Source organism: Micromonospora sp. KC606 (genome assembly GCF_004348675.1).
Taxonomy (GTDB): Bacteria; Actinomycetota; Actinomycetes; order Mycobacteriales; family Micromonosporaceae; genus Micromonospora.
The window spans coordinates 15904-37955 of the sequence record NZ_SMKN01000008.1 but is presented as its reverse complement, the minus strand read 5'-3'; the positions used below and the strand labels follow the sequence as shown (position 1 = coordinate 37955).

17 protein-coding genes, 1 pseudogene and 1 riboswitch are annotated in these 22052 nt (G+C 73.4%); of the genes and pseudogenes, 9 read left to right on the top strand and 9 right to left on the bottom strand.

Going from position 1 to position 22052, the window contains the following annotated elements:
- Window positions 1-65: 65 nt before the first annotated feature.
- From E1193_RS03545 to E1193_RS03530, 4 genes are all read left to right on the top strand, one after another.
- The gene (locus E1193_RS03545) at window positions 66-1679 is read left to right on the top strand and encodes a hypothetical protein (protein ID WP_207922541.1); all 1614 of its coding nucleotides are present in this window, start codon (window positions 66-68) and stop codon (window positions 1677-1679) included.
- A 22-nt stretch (window positions 1680-1701) separates the two neighbouring features.
- A complete protein-coding gene (gene yaaA / locus E1193_RS03540) occupies window positions 1702-2496 on the top strand; it encodes a peroxide stress protein YaaA (protein ID WP_132180182.1) in 795 nt (264 codons plus the stop codon).
- A 99-nt stretch (window positions 2497-2595) separates the two neighbouring features.
- Window positions 2596-3258, top strand: coding sequence for a hypothetical protein (locus E1193_RS03535; protein WP_132180180.1), 663 nt, complete (start codon window positions 2596-2598; stop codon window positions 3256-3258).
- A 140-nt stretch (window positions 3259-3398) separates the two neighbouring features.
- On the top strand, window positions 3399-4301 hold the full coding sequence (locus E1193_RS03530) for a TAXI family TRAP transporter solute-binding subunit (protein WP_132180257.1): 903 nt from the start codon (window positions 3399-3401) through the stop codon (window positions 4299-4301).
- A gap of 187 nt (window positions 4302-4488) precedes the next feature.
- Here E1193_RS03530 and E1193_RS03525 read toward each other — a convergent pair.
- The 5 genes and pseudogenes from E1193_RS03525 to E1193_RS03505 form a co-directional block, all read right to left on the bottom strand.
- Window positions 4489-5847 (bottom strand): annotated as a pseudogene (locus tag E1193_RS03525) (HAMP domain-containing sensor histidine kinase); the annotation flags it as partial.
- A 10-nt stretch (window positions 5848-5857) separates the two neighbouring features.
- Window positions 5858-6514, bottom strand: a complete 657-nt coding sequence (locus tag E1193_RS03520) for a response regulator transcription factor (protein WP_132180177.1) — start codon at window positions 6512-6514, stop codon at window positions 5858-5860.
- A 137-nt stretch (window positions 6515-6651) separates the two neighbouring features.
- A complete protein-coding gene (locus E1193_RS03515; protein ID WP_207922540.1) occupies window positions 6652-8415 on the bottom strand; it encodes a CDP-glycerol glycerophosphotransferase family protein in 1764 nt (587 codons plus the stop codon).
- A gap of 392 nt (window positions 8416-8807) precedes the next feature.
- Window positions 8808-10940 (bottom strand): DUF6077 domain-containing protein, encoded by a 2133-nt coding sequence (locus E1193_RS03510; protein ID WP_132180175.1) that lies wholly within the window; start codon window positions 10938-10940, stop codon window positions 8808-8810.
- A 144-nt stretch (window positions 10941-11084) separates the two neighbouring features.
- Entirely contained in the window at window positions 11085-11723 is a 639-nt protein-coding gene (locus E1193_RS03505) for a TetR/AcrR family transcriptional regulator (protein ID WP_207922539.1), read from the bottom strand.
- A gap of 177 nt (window positions 11724-11900) precedes the next feature.
- Between E1193_RS03505 and E1193_RS03500 the strand changes: the two genes are divergently transcribed.
- From E1193_RS03500 to E1193_RS03485, 4 genes are all read left to right on the top strand, one after another.
- Window positions 11901-12794, top strand: coding sequence for an ABC transporter permease (locus tag E1193_RS03500; RefSeq protein ID WP_132180173.1), 894 nt, complete (start codon window positions 11901-11903; stop codon window positions 12792-12794).
- On the top strand, window positions 12787-13605 hold the full coding sequence (locus E1193_RS03495; protein WP_132180171.1) for an ABC transporter ATP-binding protein: 819 nt from the start codon (window positions 12787-12789) through the stop codon (window positions 13603-13605). The genes E1193_RS03500 and E1193_RS03495 overlap by 8 nt, the downstream gene beginning before the upstream one ends.
- A 132-nt stretch (window positions 13606-13737) precedes the next feature.
- Window positions 13738-15243, top strand: coding sequence for a bifunctional cytidylyltransferase/SDR family oxidoreductase (locus E1193_RS03490; protein WP_132180169.1), 1506 nt, complete (start codon window positions 13738-13740; stop codon window positions 15241-15243).
- A gap of 30 nt (window positions 15244-15273) precedes the next feature.
- Window positions 15274-16989 carry a CDP-glycerol glycerophosphotransferase family protein gene (locus tag E1193_RS03485; protein WP_132180167.1) on the top strand — a complete coding sequence of 572 codons (1716 nt, stop codon included), beginning with the start codon at window positions 15274-15276 and terminating at the stop codon, window positions 16987-16989.
- Window positions 16990-17079: 90 nt separating this feature from the next.
- Here the strand turns inward: E1193_RS03485 and E1193_RS03480 are convergent, their stop codons facing one another.
- From E1193_RS03480 to E1193_RS03465, 4 genes are all read right to left on the bottom strand, one after another.
- Window positions 17080-17943, bottom strand: a complete 864-nt coding sequence (locus E1193_RS03480; protein WP_207922538.1) for a C39 family peptidase — start codon at window positions 17941-17943, stop codon at window positions 17080-17082.
- Between the two features lie 212 nt (window positions 17944-18155).
- A riboswitch (cyclic di-AMP (ydaO/yuaA leader) is annotated at window positions 18156-18297 on the bottom strand.
- A gap of 319 nt (window positions 18298-18616) precedes the next feature.
- On the bottom strand, window positions 18617-19372 hold the full coding sequence (locus E1193_RS03475; protein WP_347877009.1) for a hypothetical protein: 756 nt from the start codon (window positions 19370-19372) through the stop codon (window positions 18617-18619).
- Between the two features lie 140 nt (window positions 19373-19512).
- Window positions 19513-19959, bottom strand: coding sequence for a hypothetical protein (locus E1193_RS03470; protein ID WP_132180161.1), 447 nt, complete (start codon window positions 19957-19959; stop codon window positions 19513-19515).
- 213 nt (window positions 19960-20172) lie between these two features.
- The gene (locus E1193_RS03465) at window positions 20173-21429 is read right to left on the bottom strand and encodes an acyltransferase (RefSeq protein ID WP_243707260.1); all 1257 of its coding nucleotides are present in this window, start codon (window positions 21427-21429) and stop codon (window positions 20173-20175) included.
- Window positions 21430-21491: 62 nt separating this feature from the next.
- On the opposite strand from E1193_RS03465, the gene E1193_RS33645 reads away from it, so the two are divergent.
- Window positions 21492-21908, top strand: coding sequence for a winged helix-turn-helix domain-containing protein (locus tag E1193_RS33645; RefSeq protein WP_132180159.1), 417 nt, complete (start codon window positions 21492-21494; stop codon window positions 21906-21908).
- Window positions 21909-22052: the final 144 nt, after the last annotated feature.

Genomic DNA, 22052 nt, shown 5'->3' with positions numbered 1-22052 from the left:
CGGCGGATCCGCCCCGGCCAACCGGCACCGCGTGAAACACTCCGGTCGGGACGACGACGGGGGCGTTGGTCGTGTCGACACCAGGACTGTGGGACCGCGCCCGGCTGGACCGGCCGGCGCGGGTCGCGCTGCTGCTCGGTGTGGTCGCGGTGGGCTACCGCCTGGTGTTGACCCTGCTCACCGTCCCCGCCGCGAACAGCGACGAAGCCACGTTCGGATTGGCGGCGCTGCACATCGCGGCCGGCCGGGAACGGCCGGTCTTCCTGTACGGGCAGCACTACATGGGGACAGCCGAGGCGTACCTGGCCGCGCCGCTGGTGGCGCTGGTCGGGCCGAGTTGGCCGGCGCTGCGGCTGCCGCTGGTGGCGCTGTACGCCCTGTTCCTCTGGCTGGCCCACCGGCTGACCCGGCGCCTCTACTCACCCTGGTTCGCCGCGTTCGTGGTGGGGTTGCTCGCGCTCGGCACGGAACGGGTGGTGCGCGACCAGCTCACCGTGGTCGGTGGCCGGCCCGAGGTGAAACCGGCGGTGCTGGCGATGCTGCTGATCGCGCTCGGGTTGGCCGGACGCCGGTTCGCCCACCGCCGGGCGGCGGTCGGCCTGGCCGGCCTGCTCGCCGGTTTCGCGCTGTGGTCGGACTGGCTGGTCGTGCCGTACCTGGCGGTCGCCGGGCTGCTGCTGCTCCACGCGACCCGCCGGGAACTGCTCGGCTGGTCGGGCGCGCTGCTGGCCGCCGGTTTCGCGGTCGGAGCGGCGCCGATGGGGTGGGACAACCTGCGCGCCCCGCCGGGGCAGGACTCGCTGTCCGTGCTGCGGCAACTCGCCGCCGACGGCGGCCCGGCGCCGCCGTGGGCGCAGCGGGTGACCGGCGGACTGCTGGAAGGGCTGCCGCTGGCCAACGGCCTCTGTCCGGTGACCGGCTGCGCCCGGTGGCAGGAGTGGTTCGGCCTGCTCTACCCGCTGCTGCTGGTGGCCGCCGCGCTGCTCGCGCTGCTCGCGTACCGCCGGACCGCCGGGCGGCCCACCACCGACCGGGTCCGCCCCGTCGCGCAACTCGCGCTGGTCGCCGGCGCGGCGTTGACCCTGCTGGCGTACGTCCGCAGTCCGCTGGCCGCGACCGAACCGGTGACCAGCGCCCGCTACCTGTCGGTGCTGCAGATCTCGCTGCCGGCGGTGCTCTGGCCGCTCTGGGCGGCGGCCGTCGCGTGCTGGCGGGGCACGGTCGGGGTGGCCGGGCGGCTGGCCGGGGCGAGCGCCACCGCCGCGCTGGCCGCGCTGGCCGCCACCGCCGTGGTCGCCACCGGGCTCTTCCTCTCCACGCTCGACACGCCCCGAACCGAGCAACGCCGGGCCGCCGAGTTGGCGGCGGCGGTGCGGGCCACCGGCCTGCGCGAGGTCTACGGCGACTACTGGACCTGTAACCGGCTCACCTTCGACACCGCCGAGCGGGTGGTCTGCGCGGTGCTCGACGGCGACCTCACCCCCGGACAGAACCGGTACCGGCCGTACTGGCGGCGGGTGGGCCGGGCCGAGCGCCCCGGCTACGTGTTGCCGGTGGACTCCCCCGCCGAACGCCGGCTGCGCCGGCTGCTCGGCGACCGCGCGGACGCCGCCCGCCTGGTGGAGGTGGCCGGATATCGGGTGTACCACCCGCCGGCCGCCGTGCGGCCGTGGCGCTGAACCCGGCCCGTACGCTGGCGACGTGCTCATCCTGCTGCCGCCCTCCGAGGGCAAGGCCGACGCCGGCACGGGCCGTCGGCTCGACCTCGCCCGGCTGTCCCTGCCCGAGCTGAACCCGGCCCGGGGGGAGGTGCTGGCCGCGCTCGTCGGCCTCAGCGCCACCGACGAAACGGCGGCGCTGGCGGCGCTCGGGCTCAGCGCGGGCCAGCGGGGCGAACTGGCCCGCAACGCGCGGCTGGACCGGGCCGCCACCACACCGGCCGGGCAGGTCTACACCGGCGTGCTCTACGAGGCGCTCGGCCTGGCCACGCTGCCGGCCCCGGCGCTGCGGGCCGCCCGCCGGTCGGTGCTGGTCAGCTCCGGTCTGTGGGGCGCGGTGCGGCTCGCCGACCGGATCCCGCCGTATCGCTGCCCGATCGGGGCGAGGCTGCCCGGCGTGGGGGCGCTGTCGGCGTACTGGCGGCGTGTGCTGGCCCCGGCGATGGAGTCGGCGGCCGGGGACGGCCCGGTGCTTGATCTGCGCTCCGCCGCGTACGCGGCCACCTGGACGCCACGGGGTGCGTTGGCCGGGCGGACGGTGACCGTGCGGGTGCTGCACGAGCGGGAGCTCGACGGGCGGGTGACCCGCACGGTGGTCAGCCATTTCAACAAGGCGACGAAGGGCCGGCTGGTACGCGACCTGCTGCTCGCCGGTGCCCGGCCGCGCGGGGCGGCCGGGCTGGTCGCCGCGCTGCGTGACTTGAAGTACCCGGTCGAGGAGCGACCGGTGGCCGCCGGGCGGCCACGCCAGGTCGACGTGGTGGTCACCGAACTCTGACCCCGCCGCAAGATTTCCTCAAGGCTGGGCCGGATCGGTGGAACCGGGGCGGGCGGGCGGCGACCGTTAGGGGACCCCGACGCCGAGGAGGAGCGGCCCATGGCTCCGCAACCCACCCTGCTCGACCGGCCCCGTCCGCCGGCGCCGCCGCCGATGGACTGGATGACCCTGGGCGACGCGTTCGAGTTGGCCTGCCTGGTCCGCTGCACGCCCCCGCCGGCGACCGGCCGGGGTCCGGCCGAGCCCTACCGGCCGGCGGCCGAGTTCAACCGGCAGGACGCCGCGCTGCGGATGCGCCAGCTGCTCACGCGGCTCGGTGTTCCGGTGGAGCACGAGGTGCTCAGCGGTGGGCTGCGCCGCCGCTACGAGCTGCACCGCCTGCACGTGCCCGACGAGCACCGGGCCACGTACGCCGAGCTGTGCGGGTCGGGGTGGCGGCGGGGCCGCCGCGAGCTGCTGGGCGGACCGGTGGCCGGGGCGTCGAGTGCGCGGGCCGTCTGGCGGGGCCGGCTCGCCTCGGCGGCCTGGCGGTCCGCGCTGCTCGCCGGTGGCCGACACGTGCGTCGGCACATCCTCGGGATCCGGCTCACCGACCGGGAGCTGGCCGCGGTGCTGGTGCGCGGCGCCGCCCTGCTGGAGGTGCCTGCCCTGCTCCGCCCCGGGGCGGGGTGTCTCGTGGTGAGCGTGGCCGACGGCCCGGACCGTCTGAGGATCATCGAGCGGTCCTCCCTGTCCCCCGCCCGCCCAACCGGTCGAGCGTGATTGTCGGGGACGACGCGGCACCGGCGTCGCCGCCGTCCTGAGCTTGCGCCGGTGGTGCCCGGCGGCGCAGAGTGCAGGCCGTGAGCCGATGCTGGTCCGCCCCCACCCGGCGGCGGGTCGCCGCCCCGTCCGCGCTGCTGATGCTGCTGGTCCTGACGACGACAGGGCTGGCCGCCTGCCGGGACTCCCCCACCGAGTCGACACTGATCCGGATCGCCACCGGCAGTCCGACCGCGGTCTACCACGCCTTCGGGCAGTCGCTGGCGGCCGTGCTCAACCGGGAACTACCCGGCGTGCGGGCCACTGTGGTGGTCACCGCGGCCTCCGCGGAGAACGTGCGGCTCGTCGGCGCCGGTCAGGCCGAACTCGGTTTCACCCAGGCCGACGTGCTGCCCGCCGGGCCGGCCGCGCCACCGTCGGTCCGCGCGGTGGCCCGGGTCTACGACGACCTGCTGCACCTGGTCACCACCGCCGGCGGGCCCGTGCGGACGCTCGCCGACCTGGGCGGGCGGCGGGTGTCGGTGGGCGCTGCGGGCTCGGGCACCGAGGTCACCGCGACCCGGCTGCTGGAGGTGGCCCGGCTCGGCGGCGACCAGGTCCGTCAGCTGCACCTCGGCCTCGACGACTCGGTCGCCGCGCTGCGGGCCGGCCGGATCGACGCGTTCTTCTTCTCCGGTGGGCTGCCCGTGCGCGGGGTGGATCAGCTGGCCGGCGCGTCGGCGACGAGGATCATCGACCTCGGCGAGTGGACGGAGGAGCTGCGCCGCGGCTACCGCGAGGTGTACGTGTCGCGGGACATCCCTCGCTCGGTGTACGACCTGGATCCGGTCACCACGGTGGCCAACCCGAACTATCTCGTCGTCCGCGCCGATCTGCCCGATTCGCTGGTGCGGGAGGTGACCCGGCTGCTGATGGAACGCCGCACGGAGCTGGCGGCGGCGCACCCCGCCGCCGGGCGGATGAGTCCCCGCTCGGCGATCGCCACCGCGCCGTTGCCGCTGCATCCCGGCGCGGCGGACTGGTACCGCTCGGTCAAGCCCTGACACCGCCCGGACCGACCGGCCGTGGGGCCGCCACCGGCACCGGCACCGGCCCCGGCCGATCCACCGTCGCGGCCCCGGCCGGGTGGCCGCCGCCGGTCGGGGCGTCCGCCGGCGCGGGACGTCCCCGGTCCGGCGGGCCGGCGGGACCCTCTCCGGCCTGCCCGCTGGCCGCCGGGGCGTCCCCGGGAGCTGGGAACCACACCTCGGCTACCAGGCCGCACCGGTCCCCGGGGCGCATGGTGAGCCGGCCGTCGGAGGCGTCGACCAGCACGGCGACGATGGTCAGGCCCAGCCCGGCGCCGTCGACGTTCTGCGCGTCCGGTGCCCGCCAGAACCGCTCGGTGGCCTGTTCGAGCTGGTCCGGGTTCATCCCCGGGCCGGTGTCGGAGACCTGGAGGAGGATGCCGCCGTCGGCGTGCCGGACGGTCACGGTCACCACGCCCCGCTCACCGCTGAACTTCACCGCGTTGTCGATCAACGCGTCGAGGGCCTGGTCGACGGCGGTCGGCACGGTCCGGGCGTACGCCGGGCCGGCGGCGGCCAGCCGCAGGGTCACCGACCGGTGCCGGGCCAGCGGCTCCCACGCCGCCACGCGGGAGGCGGCCAGTTCCGCCGCGTCGACGGTGATCCGCTCATTCTCCTCCCGCTCCGCGCGAGCCAGGGTGAGCAGGGCGTCGAGCACCAGGGCCAACCGGTCGGTCTCCTCCAGCGCCAGCCGATGCTCGGTCAGGCCGTCCGGATCGCTGAGACTCGACCCCAGCTCCTCGACCCGCAGCCGCAGCGCCGTCAACGGGTTGCGCAACTGGTGGCTGGCGTGCGCCACGAAGGCGCGCTGCCGGTCCATCACGTCGGAGACCACGTCGGCCATGTTGTTGAAGCTGGCCGCGAGGCGGCGCAGCTCGGGAGGGCCGAGCCGGTGCTGCACCCGCGCGCCCCGGTCCCCCTCGGCGATCTCGTGGGTCACCGCGTCCAGCTCGGTCACCGGGCGCAGCACCCAGCCGGCCAGCCCGAACGCGGTGGAGACGCAGGCCAGCACGGCGAGCAGCCCGATCCCGGCCAGCAGTAGCCACCAGGCGGTGACGGTACGCCGGACCTCGGCCGCCGGGGTGGCGGTGACCACCGCGCCGAGCACCTCCCCACCGTCGTTGATCGGCACCGCCACCACCAGCGGACCGTCGACCCAGGGCCAGACCGCCTCCGGGGCACTGAACTGCTGGCCGGCCAGGGCGCTCTCCAGCGCCGCCGCTGTCTGCGGGCCGCCTCGCCAGTCGGGCGAGACCACGACCGTCCGGCCGTCCCGGTCGACCACCGCCGCGCCGATGCCGTACAGCTCGTCGTAGGCGGCGAGTTCGCCGTTGAGCGGTCCGGGCACGTTGCCACGCAACGCCGGCCCGGCCAGCGAGGCGAACCGGGTCGCGTCGGCGAGCCGGTCGGCGCGGACCCGGTCGGTCTCCCGGGAGGCGAGGGTGGCGGCGAGCGGCGTCTCCAACGCCACCAGCACCAGCACCATCAGCAGCAGATAGCTGATGACCAGTCGACGACGCACGCCGGGCCCCTCACTCGCCGCGGAGCCGGTAGCCGACCCCGCGCACCGTCTCGACCAGGCGGGGGTCGCCCAGCTTGCCGCGCAGCGAGCCGACATGCACCTCCACGGTGTGCCGGTCGGCCCAGGTCGTTCCCCACGCGTCGAGCAGAATCCGGTCCCGGGGCACCGCGACGCCGGGCTGGCGGGCCAGGGAGAGCAGGATGTCGAACTCCTTGCGGGTCAGCGCCACCGCCCGACCGCCGACGGAGACGGTGCGGGCGGCCACGTCGACCCGCAGCGCCCCGACCTCGATCAGGTCCCGCGTCGGCGGGGCGTGCGCGGCCCGCCGCAGCACCGCCTCGATCCGGGCCTGGAGCTCCACCATCGAGAACGGCTTCACCACGTAGTCGTCGGCGCCGAGCCGCAACCCGAGCACCCGGTCGCGCTCCTCACCCCGGGCGGTCACCGCGATGATGCCCAACTGGCTGCTGCGGCGGCGAAGCTCCCGGCAGACGTCGGCGCCGTCGCCGTCGGGCAGGGTCAGGTCCAGCAACACCAGGTCGCAGGGGGCGGCGCAGAGGGCGGCGGCGGCGGTGGCGGCGTGCTCGACCTCGTACCCGCGCCGGGTCAGCGCCGAGGAGAGGGCGGCGGCCACCCGTCGGTCGTCCTCGACCAGCAGGATGCGCACCGGTAAACCCCATTCGTCGTACGGATGATTTGCGAATGGTGGCAGAAGCACGCGTGTCGTGGGAGTCCCGGCCCCGACCAGGGGTGCCCGGCGGGCCCGGGACGAACGTGTCGTCCCGGGCCCGCAGGGCGGTGCGGTCAGCGGCAGAGCCGGGCGATCTCCTCCTGGAACCGCTCCATCGGGTTCGCCTCGGCCGGACCGAGCAGGTACGTCTTCAGCTCACGCCGCGCCTCGGTCATCGGGTCGTCGCCGGCCCGGGTCAGCGCGAGGATCTTCTCCAGCTCGCCGCAGTCCACCGAGAGCAGGTACGCCGCCCGCGAGGTCGGGAAGGTGCCGCGGAACTCGTCCTCCGGCAGGCCGCTCGGGTTGGCCACCACGTACGGCCGCTGGCTCTGCACGAAGTCGGAGACGACGCTGGAGATGTCGCTGATCAGCAGGTCGGTCTGGTTGAAACAGTCGAACAGCGCCGGCACCCGCCCGGTGACCACCCGGTGGCCGGGCCCGTCCAGCGTGGTCGCGTCGGTGTCCCCGCCGGCCGCCCGGATCAGCGCGACGACCCGCTCGTGCACGGCTCTGGCCTCCTTGGACCGGGAGCCGGTCAGCGGGTGCGGCTTGTAGATCAGCCGGACCGCGGGCGAGGTGGCCAGCAGACCCCTGACGATCCGTTCCCCCATCAGCACCAGCGAGGTGTGGTACGGGTCGTCGTCCAACCACCCCTCCCAGGTGGGGGCGTAGAGGACGGTGAACGGCCGCTGCGCGGACTCCGCGCCGAAGGTGGTCACGCCGGCGAGCTGCGGGCGACCGATCTCGACGATGTCCTCGTCGCGGACGCCGACCCCGGCGCGGGCGTAGCGTTCGCGCCCGGCCAGGCCGGCGACCCAGACCTCGTCGTACACCTTGCTGTACGGGTTGACGCTGGCCTGCTTGTCGCTGTCGCCGTGGCCGACGAAGACGTGCTTCATGCCCGGCTCACGCAGCAGGTGGATGTTCGCGCCGACGTTGGCGGCGTACAGGGAGGCGCGTACGGTGCCCAGCTCCAGGTTCATGAAGTCGACCCCGGCCGGCACGCAGACCACCGGCAGCCGGGTGTCGGCCAGCTCGAGGAACGCCTCCTTGCTCCGCATCAGCACGATTCCGCGCTGGTCCAGCGCCTCGGTCGGGGCGAGCCACATGTTGGCCTGGTAGACGTCCTTGGCCGGGCCGGCGAAGTAGAGCGCCACCTCGGGACGGTAGCTGTCGATCCAGCGCTGGAGGTGGGTGAGCAGCTGGTCCTTGCCGGTGCCCGTACCCCGACCACGCAGCCAGGTCAACACGATGATCGCGCCGACCACCGCCGCCGCGACGGCCGCCGCGACGGCCGCCACCAGCACGGGGGCGACGTCCTCCCGCACGGCCGCCACCACGGCGGCCGGGAAGAGCGCCACGTTCAGCACAGCCATCCGGACGCCAGCGTTGTCCGACGCCCACTGGGGCGGTCGCGGCGCGGAGCGGACCGCGCCCAGCTCGATGTTGCGCACCAGCGCGGTGACCGGGTTCCGCCGGTCGATCATCGTGTTCAACGCCCCGGCGAACACCGCGATCACCCAGACCGCGGCCGGCAGGAGCAGCAGCCAGGTCAGCTCGACCCCGGTGAGCGGCACCGTGGCGGCCACCAGCAGGACACTGGCGAGGTCCCGGCTGAGCTGCCGGTACCCGCGGTTGAGGCCGACCTTCTCCAGCAGGACGTCCGACGGCGGCGACCACCGGGTGAGGGCGAACTCACCGACGACGGCGGCCAGTCCGGCCACGACGAAGACGGGAACCCAGCCGAAGGTGCCCGCGACGAGCATGACCAGGTAGGACAGCACCAGCAACGCGCCGCGTGCGGCGGTGCCGATGCGTCCAGTCAACGAGCCGAACAACGAGTACGCTCCCTACGATATCGATGACGGGGCGGGCCTGTGGTCGTCACGTCATCACCCGACGCGGTTGACACGCTGCGGCCAACTCCCGACCATCACGTGGAGTGACCATCGTGGGTGCGGGCAGGGCCACCGTCGCCGTTGGCCGACCGAACGGATCGCCCCATGGTGGAACCCGTTCACAGTCTGTCACGGCAGCGGCCCGAGCCCCACCGGCCGCCCGCGCGCACCTGCGACCTTAACGTGAGTCGACATCGAGTCGACGGGTGGGTATCCACGTCGTTTACGGGTCAAACCGCGCACCCCGTGGCACCCGGTCACGATGCCCGCCTGTGTTGCCGTGGCCCGGGGCCATGCATCGCCCGGGCCGCGGTGTCGCCGGCTCGCGGACCTCAGTTGCCACCCGTCGCCTGGCCGGCGCCCGGGGCGCGGTAGCAGACCATGCCGCCGGGGGACTTCCGGGAGGCGAACTGCTCCAGACCCAGGGCGGGCGCGGCCGCCGCGGCGATCTTGTTGGCCTTCCACACGCAGACCGTACCCACGCCGACCCGGCGCATGGCGGCCTTCACCTCGACCACCGGGACCGGCTCGGCACCGTCGGCGAACGTGGCCAACAGCAGTCGGTCCTTCGAGAACTGAGTGTCCAGGCCATAGTCGGTCAGGTAGAGGTCGCGGGCCAACACCACGCGGACGCGGCTGGTGACCTGCGGCATGGCCCGCATGACCGACGAGGGGGCGAGGAGCAGTCCCTCCGGGCGGTTCTGCCGGACGATCCAGAAGGCGACGTTCTTGCGTACCGCCGGCATCCGCCAGCTCGGCTCGGTGCGGAGCACGTCGGCCGTCCACATCGGGGTGCCGGCGGTGGCGAAGACGACCACCATCGCGGTGGGAAGCGCGACGGCGAGGATCCGGTTCGGCCACTTCAGCCAGGATAGGGACAGCGTCGCCAGGACGCCGACGAGCGCCGGCAGCGGCACGATCCAGGGCACCCGCCACAGCACCGCCCCCAACCCGGTCAGTGCACTCCCGGTCGAGATCACGCCCGGCAGCAGGAGGAAGGTCACCGCGAGCGCCGCGCCTGCGGCCAACAGTCGTGGCGCGCCACGTCGCAACAGCAGTGGGGACCACCACATGGCCAGGCCACCGACGATCCCGAGGATGCCGAGCCACAGGGACAGCATCCAGACGACCTGCGGCTCCCGCCACTCGGCGTAGGAGGCGACCGCCTGATCGATCCCGCTGGTGGTGAGGCGGGTGACGATGCCGGACCCCAGTGGGTACGCCGACGCGGCGGCGAAGCAGGCTGCCGCATCCCGTACCCGCCGGGTGACGACGAGGATCGCGACAGCCGCGGCAGCCGCCAGCAGCGGCAGCAGGATGACCGCGGTGGTGGTCAATCCGACGGCGCCGACGGAGAGCAGCGCGAGCAGCCCCAGGGCCCGTCTGGAGCGGGTCTCCAGGTAGTCGGTGAGGTAGACCCAGGCGAGCGGCACCAGCGCGTGCAGGAAGACGCTCTTGCCCTGCGTCAACCGGGGCAGGTGGTAGGTGTTGTACGCGTCGGGGTGACCGGCCACGAGCACGATGTACGTCAACGCCACGCCGAAAACGAGCAGCGGACGTCGAGGGGCCCAGCGGTGGACGAGTCGCCAGAGCGCGAAGACCGCCCCCACAGCCAGCAGCGGAAGCATGACGTACCACGTCGCTGACGCGGCGTGCACGCCCAGGGCACGGGCCAGCGCCCCGATGAACACCTCGAACGAGGGGATCGGGGGGTTCGCCGACCCGGCCGGGAGCACGCCCTCGGTGAGCAGGAAGTCCCGATAGGGAATGGTGTCGCGTTCGGCCACCCAGACCGACTTGCCGACGTAGAAGACGTCGTCGAGGGAGACGCGGGCGATCAGCGTCGCGAAGCAGGCCGCCGCCAGCGCGGCGACAACAACCACCAGGGCCTGGCCCGGGCTGGTCGCCGGCCTCGGCGAGCCCGTCGGGACGACCGGGATGGTCGACCCGCCACGCGGACGGATCGACGGCCACGCCGAGACGATCGTGACCAGCCCGAGGACGATCGCCGCCGACCAGGCCAGCGTTCCGGTGCCGTAGGCGGCGAGGAACACCCCGCCGACCCCCGCACCGACCGGAACGGCGTAGCGGCGCAGCAGCGGACGCCAGCCGGCGGTGGTCGACTCCCCGGACGGCCGGGCCGGGTCGGTGTCGGCGTGCCCGGCGGGGTGGCGTGAGCGGAGCTTCCACGCCACGACCGCCGCGATCACCGATGTGACGACCCAGGCGGCGAAGACCACGGACGGCCGTAGATCGAGAATCAGGTTCAGGTGGTACAGCAGCGTCCAGAGCGCGAATGCGACCACCCCCGCGTCGGTCACCAGCACGGGGGTCGCGGCCAGCAGGGACCGCAGCCGCGCCGGGACCGACCTCGGTCCGGCGGTGCCGCTCCGCCCAGCCGCCGGCCGGGTGCCCTCGGACCGTAACCCGGCGGGCGCGACGGCGACGTGTTCGACGTGGGGCACGGAAGGTCCTTGTCGTCGTACGGATGAAGATGACGGGAAATGTAGGGTACGGCCAGGTGACGGAGCGGTGGCCCCGGCACGGCGGGGCCAGCCTAGCGGAATCCGACAGGAGGGCACGTCCCCCCAACCAGGCACGCGGCAAGCTCAGTCGCCCGGTGACGCCGCACGTTGGCGGGGCAGTCCGCTGCCGGCACGAAGGCCCGCCGTGACCGCGTCGGCCAGGGTGTCGAGATACGTGTCGGTCAGCGGGGTCCGGGCGATGGCGAGCCGCCAGTACAGCGGCCCGGCGATCAGGTCCACCGCGGCGTCGAGGTCGGTGTCGGCGGGCAGTTCCCCGCGGTCCACCGCCCGGGCGATCAGCCGCCCGCCGATCTCCTGCTGCTGGGTGCGAAGCACCTGTTGCAGGGTCTCGTCGATGGTCGGGTTGCGGGCCGCCTCGGCCAGCAGGTCCGGGATGATCTGCGAGGCGAGCGGGTGGCTCAGCGCGTGCGCGACCACCTGGAACAGCAGGGCCAGGTCACCACGGAGGGTGCCGGTGTCCAGCGCGGGAAGCTTGTTGCCGGCGGCGGCGACCACGGTTTCCAGAACGAGGTCGAGCTTGGAGTTCCACCGCCGGTAGATCGCGGTCTTGCCGACCCCGGCGCGGCGGGCGACCGCCTCGATGGAGAGCCGGCCGTAACCAACCGCGGCGAGCTCCTGCGTCAGCGCCCGCCGGATGGCTCTGGTGATGTCGCCCCGGAGCACCGCGGCGCCGGCCGGCGCGCGCCTCTTCTCGCTGGTCATCGGGGAGTCTCCGCAGCTGTCACGAACGCCAGGTTAGCGCAACGACGCTACGGTTGCGTCCCGACGTGTTTTGCACTACCGTCCACCCAGCGACGAGGCGGCCCTCCGCACCTAGGTCCCACTAAGATTCCATCGTCGCGCGCATCCCTTTGGCACGAAAGATCGGAGCGCCCTTTCATGGCCGACACCGCGCTGGTCGACCCCGCAACGGGTCTGACCCAGGCGCAGCTGGCCGCCCGGCACGGACTACGGGTCGCCGGTGAGCGCCCTTCCCTGACCGAGTACAGCCGCCGGCTGTGGGCCTACCGGCACTTCATCGCCGCGTACGCCAACGCCAAGCTCGTCGCCTCGTACAGCAACGCGAAGCTGGGTCAGATCTGGCAGGTGCTGACCCCGCTGACCAACGCCGCCGTCTACTACCTGATCTTCGGCGTGGTGCTGGCGCAGAAGGAGATCCCGAACTTCATCGCGTACCTGACCACCGGGTTGTTCATCTTCAACTTCACCCAGAGCGCGGTGCTGGCCGGCACCCAGTCGATCAGCAGCAACCTGGGCCTGATCCGGGCGCTGCACTTCCCCCGGGCCAGCCTGCCGGTGGCCGCCACGCTCACCCAGTTCCAGCAGTTGCTGGCCTCGATGGTCGTGCTGGTCGGCATCGTGCTGGTGACCGGTGAGCCGATCACCCTGGAGTGGCTGCTGATGGTTCCGGCGCTGCTGCTGCAGGCGGTGTTCAACGCCGGGGTCGTGATGGTGGTGGCCCGGATGGGGTCCAAGTCCAGCGACCTGAAGCAGCTGATGCCGTTCATCATGCGCACCTGGATGTACGGCTCCGGCGTGCTGTACAGCGTCTCGCTGTTCAACCGGCTGCCGGAGTGGGCGGCCACGCTCATCCAGTACAACCCGATGCTGGTCTACATCGAGCTGGCCCGGCACGCACTGCTGGAGCAGACGCCGTTGCTCAACGAGTCGCTGACCCAGCTCTGGCTGGTCGCGGCGGCCTGGGCGATGGCGGCCGGGATCGGTGGCTTCGTCTACTTCTGGCGCGGCGAACAGGAGTACGGCCGTGGTTGAGCACCTCGAGACGTCCAACGACGCCACCATCACCCTGCCTCGGATCACCGACCGCATCCCCACCGTGGTGGTGGACGACGCGCACGTGATCTACCGGGTGCACAAGGGCGCCGGCGGCGGCACCACCCCGGTGGCCGCGCTACGCCGGCTGGTCAAGCGCACCTCCGCGCCGAATGTCCAGGAGGTACACGCGGTGAAGGGGGTCACCTTCACCGCGTACCGGGGCGAGGCGATCGGGCTGATCGGCAGCAACGGCTCCGGCAAGTCGACCATCCTGCGGGCCATCGCCGGCCTGCTGCCGGTCAACCGGGGCGCCGTCTACACCCAGGGCCAGCCCTCGCTGCTCGGCGTGAACGCCGCCCTGCTCAACGACCTGTCCGGGGAGCGAAACGTCGCGCTCGGCTGCCTGGCCATGGGCATGCATCCGGACGACGTGGCGCGGATGACCCCGGAAATCATCGAGTTCTCCGGGATCAACGAGCGGGGGGACTTCGCCAGCCTGCCGATGCGGACGTACTCCTCGGGCATGGCGGCCCGGCTACGCTTCTCCATCGCGGCGGCGAAGAAGCACGACGTGCTACTGATCGACGAGGCGCTCGCCACCGGCGACAAGGGCTTCCGCAAGCGCAGCGAGCAGCGGGTCCGCGAGCTGCGGGAAGGCGCCGGCACGGTGTTCCTGGTCAGCCACCAGCTCTCCTCGGTCCGGGACACCTGCGAACGGACGATCTGGCTGGAGTCAGGCCTGATCCGGATGGACGGGCCCACCGACGACGTCATCCGGGCATACGAGGCGTTTGCCAACAAAAAGTAGAATCTACCGCACGGCACCGCGCCGGAGACCGCGTCGCCCCGTTGGGGCGGCGCGGTCCGCGCGTTAAGGTTCATCCCGTCGCCGCTCGGGCGCCATCTTTCGTTCAGCTCCCCCTGAGAGTGAGGATCGGCAATGACGCAGGACCACACCACTGACCGCCCGGACGCCACACCGGAGACCCCGGCGCCGTGGCGGCCCTCGCGGACGGTGGCGGTGGTGCTGGCCGGCGGCACCGGGATCCGGCTCGGCCTGGGCATCCCCAAGCAGCTGCTGAAGATCGCCGGTAAGCCGATCATCGAGCACACCCTGGCCGTCTTCGACGCCGCGCCGGAGATCGACGAGATCATCGTGCTGATGGCCACCGGCCACGTGGAGCAGGCCCAGCAAATCGTCGACAGGGCCGGCTTCCGCAAGGTCAGCAAGGTGACCGAGGGCGGCGACACCCGCAACGCCACCACCCGGATCGCGTTGGACGCGGTGGGCGAGGGCGACGTCAACATCCTCTTCCACGACGCCGTCCGGCCGCTGGTCAGCGCCCGGATCGTCCGCGAGTGCGTCAACGCGCTCTGGACGTACTCCGCCGTCGACGTGGCGATCCCGTCGGCCGACACGATCATCCAGGTCGACGAGAACGACTGCATCACCGACATTCCGGTCCGCGCCACCCTGCGTCGCGGCCAGACCCCGCAGGCGTTCCGCTCCGGGACGATCCGCGAGGCGTACCGGCGGGCCGAGGGCGACCCGCACTTCGCGGCCACCGACGACTGCGGCGTGGTGCTGCGCTACCTGCCCGGCACGCCGATCAAGGTGATCGACGGCTCGGACGAGAACATCAAGGTCACCCACCCGGTCGACGTGCACCTGGCCGACAAGCTCTTCCAGCTCGCCGCCGCCCAGGCCCCCCGCCTGACCGACCACCGCAGCTACACCGAGGAGCTGACCGGCCGGACGGTCGTCGTCTTCGGCGGCAGCTACGGCATCGGCCACGACCTGGCCGAGCTGGCCCGCCAGTACGGCGCCCAGGTCTTCCCGTTCAGCCGCTCCAGCACCGGCACCCACGTCGAGCGGGCCGAGGACGTGACGGCCGCGCTGAAGACCGCCTTCGAGGCCACCGGCCGGATCGACCACGTGGTGGTCACCGCCGGCATCCTGGAGAAGGGCGCCCTGGCCGACCTGGACGAGGAGACGATGGACCGGGTGCTCCAGGTCAACTTCGTCGGGCCGGTCATCGTGGCCCGACAGTCCCTGCCGTACCTCCAGCAGACCAAGGGCCAACTGCTGCTCTACACCTCCAGCTCCTACACCCGCGGCCGGGCCCAGTACGCCCTCTACTCCGCCACCAAGGCCGCCCTGGTCAACCTCACCCAGGCGCTGTCCGACGAGTGGGCCGAGTTCGGCGTACGGGTCAACTGCATCAACCCGGAGCGCACCGCCACCCCGATGCGCACCAAGGCGTTCGGCGAGGAGCCCGAGCACACCCTGCTCGCCGCGGAGACGGTGGCCCGGTCGTCGCTGGACGTGCTGATCTCCGACCTCACCGGCCAGGTGATCGACGTCCGCCGGGCGCCGGGTGAGCCGGCCGCGGTGCCGGCCCAGCCGACCGCCGCCGACACCGACCGGCTCGCCAACGCCGGCTGACCCACGATCCTTCCGAGGCGGGCGAGCGACATGCGTGGTGACCTGGTCAGAAAACTGATGGCACGGTGCCTGACCACCGGCCTGGCCGTGGTGGCTTTCCTGGCGGTGGCGCTCACCGGCGCCACCGGGTGGGGCTTGGCGCTGGCAGTGGCCGCGCTGGCCGCCGCCGCGGCGGAACGCCGGGTCCGGCAGAACGCGGACATCACCGCCGAGACGGTGCTGCTCGCCGCCGGGATCCTGGTCGGGTACGCCCGCCGGCTCGACAGCGGCTTCGACCCGGTGCTGGCGCTCACCGGGATGGTGCTGCTCGGGCTGGTGCTGCTGGTCGGTCCCCTGCGCGACGCCGGCAACCTGGAGATCCGGGCGGCGAACCTGCCGATACGCACCTGGACCCCACTGGTAGCCGCCCGCCTCGACGGTGCGCTGCTGGCCCTGCTCGCGGTGATCGCGGTCGCCGCCGCCCGCCCCCTGCCCGCCGTGGTCGCGCTGGCCGCCGCCCTGCTGGTGGCCGGCGCGTGCGGGGCGGTCGGCCTCGACCTGGCCCGACGGCGGTTCCGGCCGAGCGCCGGGGGCGGGCCGGTGACCCGGGCGCTGCGCGCCCACCAGCCGGAGTTCCTGCTCTACTTCTCCGCCCCACCCGGTTCCGAGTACCAGGTCACCATGTGGTTGCCGTATCTGGAGCGGGTGGGCCGGCCGTTCCTGGTGCTACTGCGGGAGCCGGAGTTCCTGCCCACCATCACCGCGGCCACCTCCGCGCCGGTGGTCTACTGCCCCACCTTGCGGGCGATGGACGAGGCGCTGGTGCCGAGCCTGCGGGTGGCGTTCTACGTCAACCACGGCGCGAAGAACAGCCACTGCGTCCGGTTCACCCAACTAACCCACGTGCAGCTGCACCACGGTGACAGCGACAAGGCGCCCAGCGCCAACCCGGTCTCGGCGATCTTCGACCGGATCTTCGTGGCCGGTCCGGCCGCGATCGAGCGGTACGCCCGGGCCGGTGTCGAGATTCCCGCGGAGAAGTTCGTGGTGGTCGGCCGCCCCCAGGTCGAGTCGATCGAGGTACGCCCCGAGCCTGCCCGTGGGCTGGCGAACCCGACCGTGCTCTACACGCCGACCTGGACGGGGCACCACGCCGACGCCAACTACTGCTCCCTGCCGGTGGCCGAGACGCTGCTGCGCCGGCTGCTCGACCGGGGCGCCACGGTGATCCTGCGGGCCCACCCGTACACCGCGCAGAACCCGGCGTCGGCGCGGCACCTCGCCCGGCTGACCGAACTGCTCGCCGCCGACCGGGCGCGCACCGGGCGGGCGCACCTGTGGGGTGCCGCGGCCGGTCGCGAGCTGACCCTGACCGACTGTGTCAACCGGGCCGACGCGCTGGTCTCCGACGTGTCCGGGGTGATCTCCGACTTCCTCTACTCGGGCAAGCCGTACGCGGTGACCGACATGGGGGTGGACGGCGACGACTTCGTCGCCCGGTTCCCCCTGGCGGCCTCGGGTTACGTGCTGCGGCGCGACATGTCCAACGTCGACGACGTGCTGACCCGGATATTGGACACCGATCCGCTGGCCCCGGCCCGGTGGGAGACCCGCCGCCGCTACCTCGGCGACTTCCCGGCCGCCTCGTACGCCGACGGCTTCCTGGAGGCGGCCCGACGCGAACTGCAGCCAGGCTGGCACGCACCGGCGCCGCGTGCCTCGGCACCGGCGGGGCGGGGCACCTCGCCCCTGTCCCCCACCGCCTGAACAGACCGGATCACGAGCCCGCACGGACCCGACAACGGCACGGGTGCCGGTCCTCGGACCGAGGACCGGCACCCGTCGGCGCGGAGTGGATCAGGCGGAGTAACCGCGGGTGGCGATCCAGTTCGCCAGGTCGACGGTGGTCATCCAGTACTCCGGCAGGTTCGGGTCGGCCGAGTCGGCGATCCGGACGAGCCGGCCGCTGTCCCGGTAGCCGACCACCGCGATGTAGTGCCCGCCCGGGAAGGAGTGCCAGCCGCCCGCGGTGTCGGTGGCGTCACCGGCCACGTTGGCGACGACCCCCCGCCTGGCGGTGATCGCCGCGACCACATCGGCCCGGAGGCGGTCGATCTGCGCCGCGCTCGGGGTGCCCGGGAACATCCGGGTCCGGTACGGATCGCCCTTGACGAACTGGTTGAGCACCCGGGTGGTGTCCAGGGCCGAGTTGGTGCCCATCTCGGTGGTGCTCAGCGGCCCGGCCAGCCCGTCCTGGGTCCGGTCGACGCCGGCGGCGCTGAGCGCGTGGCGCACCGCCGCGGGGCCACAGTAGTAGTAGGTGATCTGGGCCTGGTAGTCGTAGTCGAGAACCTTCGACGCCGGTGGCTTGGGAGCCGCCGTCCGGGTCAGGTCGGGGTCGGCCGTCCTGCGCGGTGTCGCCGAGGGCGCGGCGGGGGCCGGCGGAGTGGGGCTCGCCGAGGGCGACGGGCTGGCGGCCGGGGTGGTGACGGCGACCCGGGCCTGGTTCCGGCTGGCCACGTCGGCCAGGCGCGGGGCCGCCTCGACGACGGCGGCCGTGGTCTGCTGCCGGGCGGGCGACTCGTCGGCGCCGGCGAGCAGGACCCCGGCGCCGGTCGCCAGCAGGAGCGCGGCGGCGGAGCCGGCGACAACCTGGTACGGGCGCTCGGTGACCAGACGGCGCAGCTGCCGCCTGAGGTGGTGCTTCACGTGTTCCTCCACGGTACGAGGGCGGAAGCGGCACGCCGGATCGGCGCGTGACGGGAGGCGTCACACGCGGAACGGAAGGACGGGCCGCTTGGCGGGGGGAGCGCCCGGGCGGTCGCCGGGCGTCGGGGCTCATGCCGGAATCAGGGCGCGACGTGCGGCCTACCGGCGGGCGCACCCCGGTACCGAGGTGAAGCGCAGGTGAGGGGTGTGGGGCACGGGGATGGGACTCCTTCCGACACCGCCTACCGGGTTAGCTGACGGATTCGGGCGGGAAGATCGCCCTACCACGGGCCTGGGCCCGCGGATTCACCCCGGACGTGCTTGGGTCCCCGGTTCGTGGGAGCCACGATTCGGCGGGTCGACGCGGCGTCGCCTTCTTGCGATCGGTAACCGCGCCGGACGGGGTGACACTACTGGTAGGCGCGCCGCACGCCAAGCCTCCTGAGCTGCTTAAACATCACCTGTCGGCACAATTTCCGGTGCAGCTCGACACTGACGTGACTCAATGAGACATGCGGCTTTCCGGGCATGAGCGGACGACAACCGGACACCGACGGCGACAATCCCACGGAATGCTGCCGTCGATGTCACCGCCTGTCACTGGCTGCCCGTTTCCGCGGCGGCGTGAGCGGGCTCACCCTTTCCGGTAACGATTTCGGCGCGCCGGCCACAGAATGGACCGGGTTCACCCGACCCGGGCCGGTCGCCAGCGGGCCGCGGCGGCGGTACGGGTTGCGGTCGCGGCCCGCCGCCTGGCGGGCACCCGGTTCGGCCGCAGCCGCTCCGCCGCCGCGTACGCCTCGACGGCGAGGGCGCGGGCCGCCTCGGCCGCCCGTTCGGCGTCCCGCCAGGCCGCGCGCTCCCGGTCGGCCGCCGTCTGGTACGCCTCCCGCCGGCTGTCACGCACGGCGCGAACCAGCAGCACCTCCTGTTCGACCGGGTGCCGCCGTGGGTCCCAGCCGTCGCGGTGGGCGAAGACGTCCCGTATCCGCTCCACCGGCAGCTCGCCGCGCCAGTGCGCCGCCACCGCGGCCCGGTGCAGCCAGCGCTCCCGTGCGGCGTACTCGGCCGGGGTGCGAGGGGTACGCGGGGTCGGCAGCGCCCCGGCGTCCACGAACCGACGGGCGGCTGTCTCCGCCTCGTCGTACGCGGTCCAGGCGCGGTTCATCTCCTCCTGGGCGGTCAGCCACGCGTCCCGCCACCGCCGGGCGGTCCAGCCGGCGTGGGCGGCGGCCGCGGCGACCTCCTCGGCGTACCGGCGCAGGTCCGCCGCTTCGACGGCGGGATCGTCGGTCGGGCCCGGGTGGTCGCCGAGCGGGCTCTCCCGCTCGGGTCGGGCCACCAGCACGGTGAGCAGGGCGAGGGCGAGGACCAGCAGCGCCGACCAGATGGCGGCAGCGGTCGGGACCTCGATCAGGAACTGGTAGAGGACGGCATTCACGGTCGGCACCTCCCGTTAGCGGGACGCGGATCAGGGGACGGCACCCTCGCCCGGGGCGCGACGTGCCGGCCGTCGGGCCGACCGCGGCGGTCGGGTGGGTGCGGGGGTGGGATCGAAAGGGCGTGGGCCGCGCGCGTGGGTCAGACGGCGGGCGGCGCGCGGGGGCAGGCGACCGTCGGCATCGCCCCGGCCGGGACGGGGGACGCCGAAGTGCCGGTGGCGGCCGAGGCGTTGGTCAGCACGGCCGGACCGGCCGGGACGGGCGCGGCCGGCGGCATCTCCTCGGCGGAGTCGCCACGGGCGGCGACCTCCCCGCCGGGCACCGCGACGGCCGGCCCGCAGGCGGGCACGGCGGACGGCGACCACGCGAGGTCGGGCGGGGCCGCCGCCAGGGCAGACCCGCCTGGGGCCGGTGGGCTGGTGAGGAGCGGAGGAGCGGCGGGACCCGGCCCGGGCGGGAGAGCCACGCCGTCGGGCACGGCGGTGCCGCCGAGGGAGAGCGCGACCGCCACGGCGAGGCTGGTCAGCAGCCGGCAGACCCAGCGCGTCACCCAGCACAGAGGACTGGTGAACGCGACCGGGAGCACGATTCCACGCTACCGCCGAAACCACTGGGGACGCAGCGCCAACGGGCGTGTCGCGCGGTTGCGGCGGACGCGCCGATGACCGACTTCGGTCGGTCCGCGGCGGCCGGCGCCTGCGGCGCCGCGCGGAGTCCGGGCCGCCCCCGGACTCCGCCGTACCACCGTCCGGTGCCCGCCGTCGCCCAGGCAGCGGGCCGCGCCCGGCACCGTGGACGGTCAGCCAGGGTGGCCGGCGTTGGATCGCGACGGGGTGGCGGCGGCCCGGCGGGCGACCGGCACGGCGGCATCGCCCGGCGCCAGTCGATCACCAGCCACGGAGGGAGCAGGCGTGCCAGCCGACACCGGCGCGCCGCCCGGGGCCGCCGCGCCCACGGGCGGACGGCGGCGAGGGGCCAGGCGGCGCATCGCCGGGATCTCCACCCAGCGGTGCAGCGCGGCGGCGAGCAACAGGTTCACCGCCAGGAAGCCGAGCACCACCAGCGGCCCCCACCAGCCCGGCAACCCGATCCCGAGGTAACCGGTGGCCCGCAGAACGGTGACCATCACCAGCACGTGCACCAGGTAGAAGGCGAAGGAGACCTCACCGAGCCACACCAGTCGGTGATGCCGCCACGGCGAGCGCCGTCCGCGTACGTCCGCGTCCGCCGCCGCGGTGATCACCAACAGGTACGCCACAGAGAGGATCGCCGCCCACAGCTCGGCGCGGATCCACAGGCCCGCCACCACCCAGGTGGCCACGAAGATCAGGCTGGCCAGGGGAAGCCGTGGACCGCGCCACCGGCCACGGCGCATCAACTCGGCCGCAACCACTCCCAGCCAGAACTCGGTCGAGCGGACCAGCGGGAAGATCTGCGTGAACCACCAGGTGCTCTCCTCGGGCACCAGGAGCTGACCAGGCCAGAGCGACACGATCATCAGCGGCACCGCCACCACCACCGCCCAGAGCAGGCCGGCGCGGGCGCGGCGTAACGCCGGTAGCACCAGCGGCAGGCAGAGGTAGAAGAAGAGCTCGCAGGAGAGCGACCAGCTCACCGTGTTGATGCTGTAGAAGTAGCCCGGGGTGGGGTCCCATGCCTGGACCAGGAGCAGGTTCTCCAGGGCCGCGCGGGGCACCACCGGGTCGGCGAACCACCACATCACCGCCAGCGCCGCCGCCCAGGTCAGCAGGTGGTTCGGGTAGATCTTGGCCAGTCGCCGCCGCCAGAAGTCGCGGCGCCGCTCGCCGTCGCGGGCCGACCACACCAACACGAAGCCACTGAGGATGAAGAAGAACTGCACCCCGGACAGGCCGAGGGTGAAGATCACGTCGACGACGGTCTTGGCATCGGGGTCGCCGACGATCCGCATGGTGCCGGCGTGGTAGCCGAAGACCAACATCGCGGCCACCCAGCGCAGCCCGGTCAGCGAGGGCAGCCGGCTCGCCGACGACGTGCTCGTGGCGGACCTCCCCGCATCGACACGGATCGACACCACGTACGTCCCCTCCTCGGCCGCGTCGTCGCCACGGCCCGGGGCGACGTCCCACCACGGCCCCGGTGAGGACCGCCGCCGGCACCCTACCCGCTCGTCCGGCAGACGTCGGCCAGCGGTCGATTCTCTCGCCGTCCGGCAGGAAATGCTGTCCGTGGTGGAGGCCTACCACCGTGTCGCCATCGGCCCCCACTGGAAGCGCATGCGCGCGCACCTCGACGCCGAGCGCGCCCGGCACATCGACGCAGGCGCTCGCCAACCTCCTCGGGCGCACCCGCGCGTCGGTGCTCACCGCCATCGCCGACGGTGTGAGCACCACCGGCTCCCTGGCCCGCCGCCTGGACATCTCATCGGCAGCGGCCAGGCGACACACCACCGTCCTGCGCGAGGCAGGCCTGATCACGACCCGCAGGCATCACAACAACGTGCCACACAATCCCACCCAGACCGGCCTGACCCTCCTGGACCGGCACGGCACATGAGGCGGGCCAGGGTCGCGCCGCCCCACACCGGAACACAGGAGGTGGCCACCCGTTAACCCTGTGCTCACAAGCTGTTCAGCAACCCCATCTTTGCCGGATACGTCAGGTTCCGTGCTCGGCCACCCGGATGCACGAGGGTGGCCG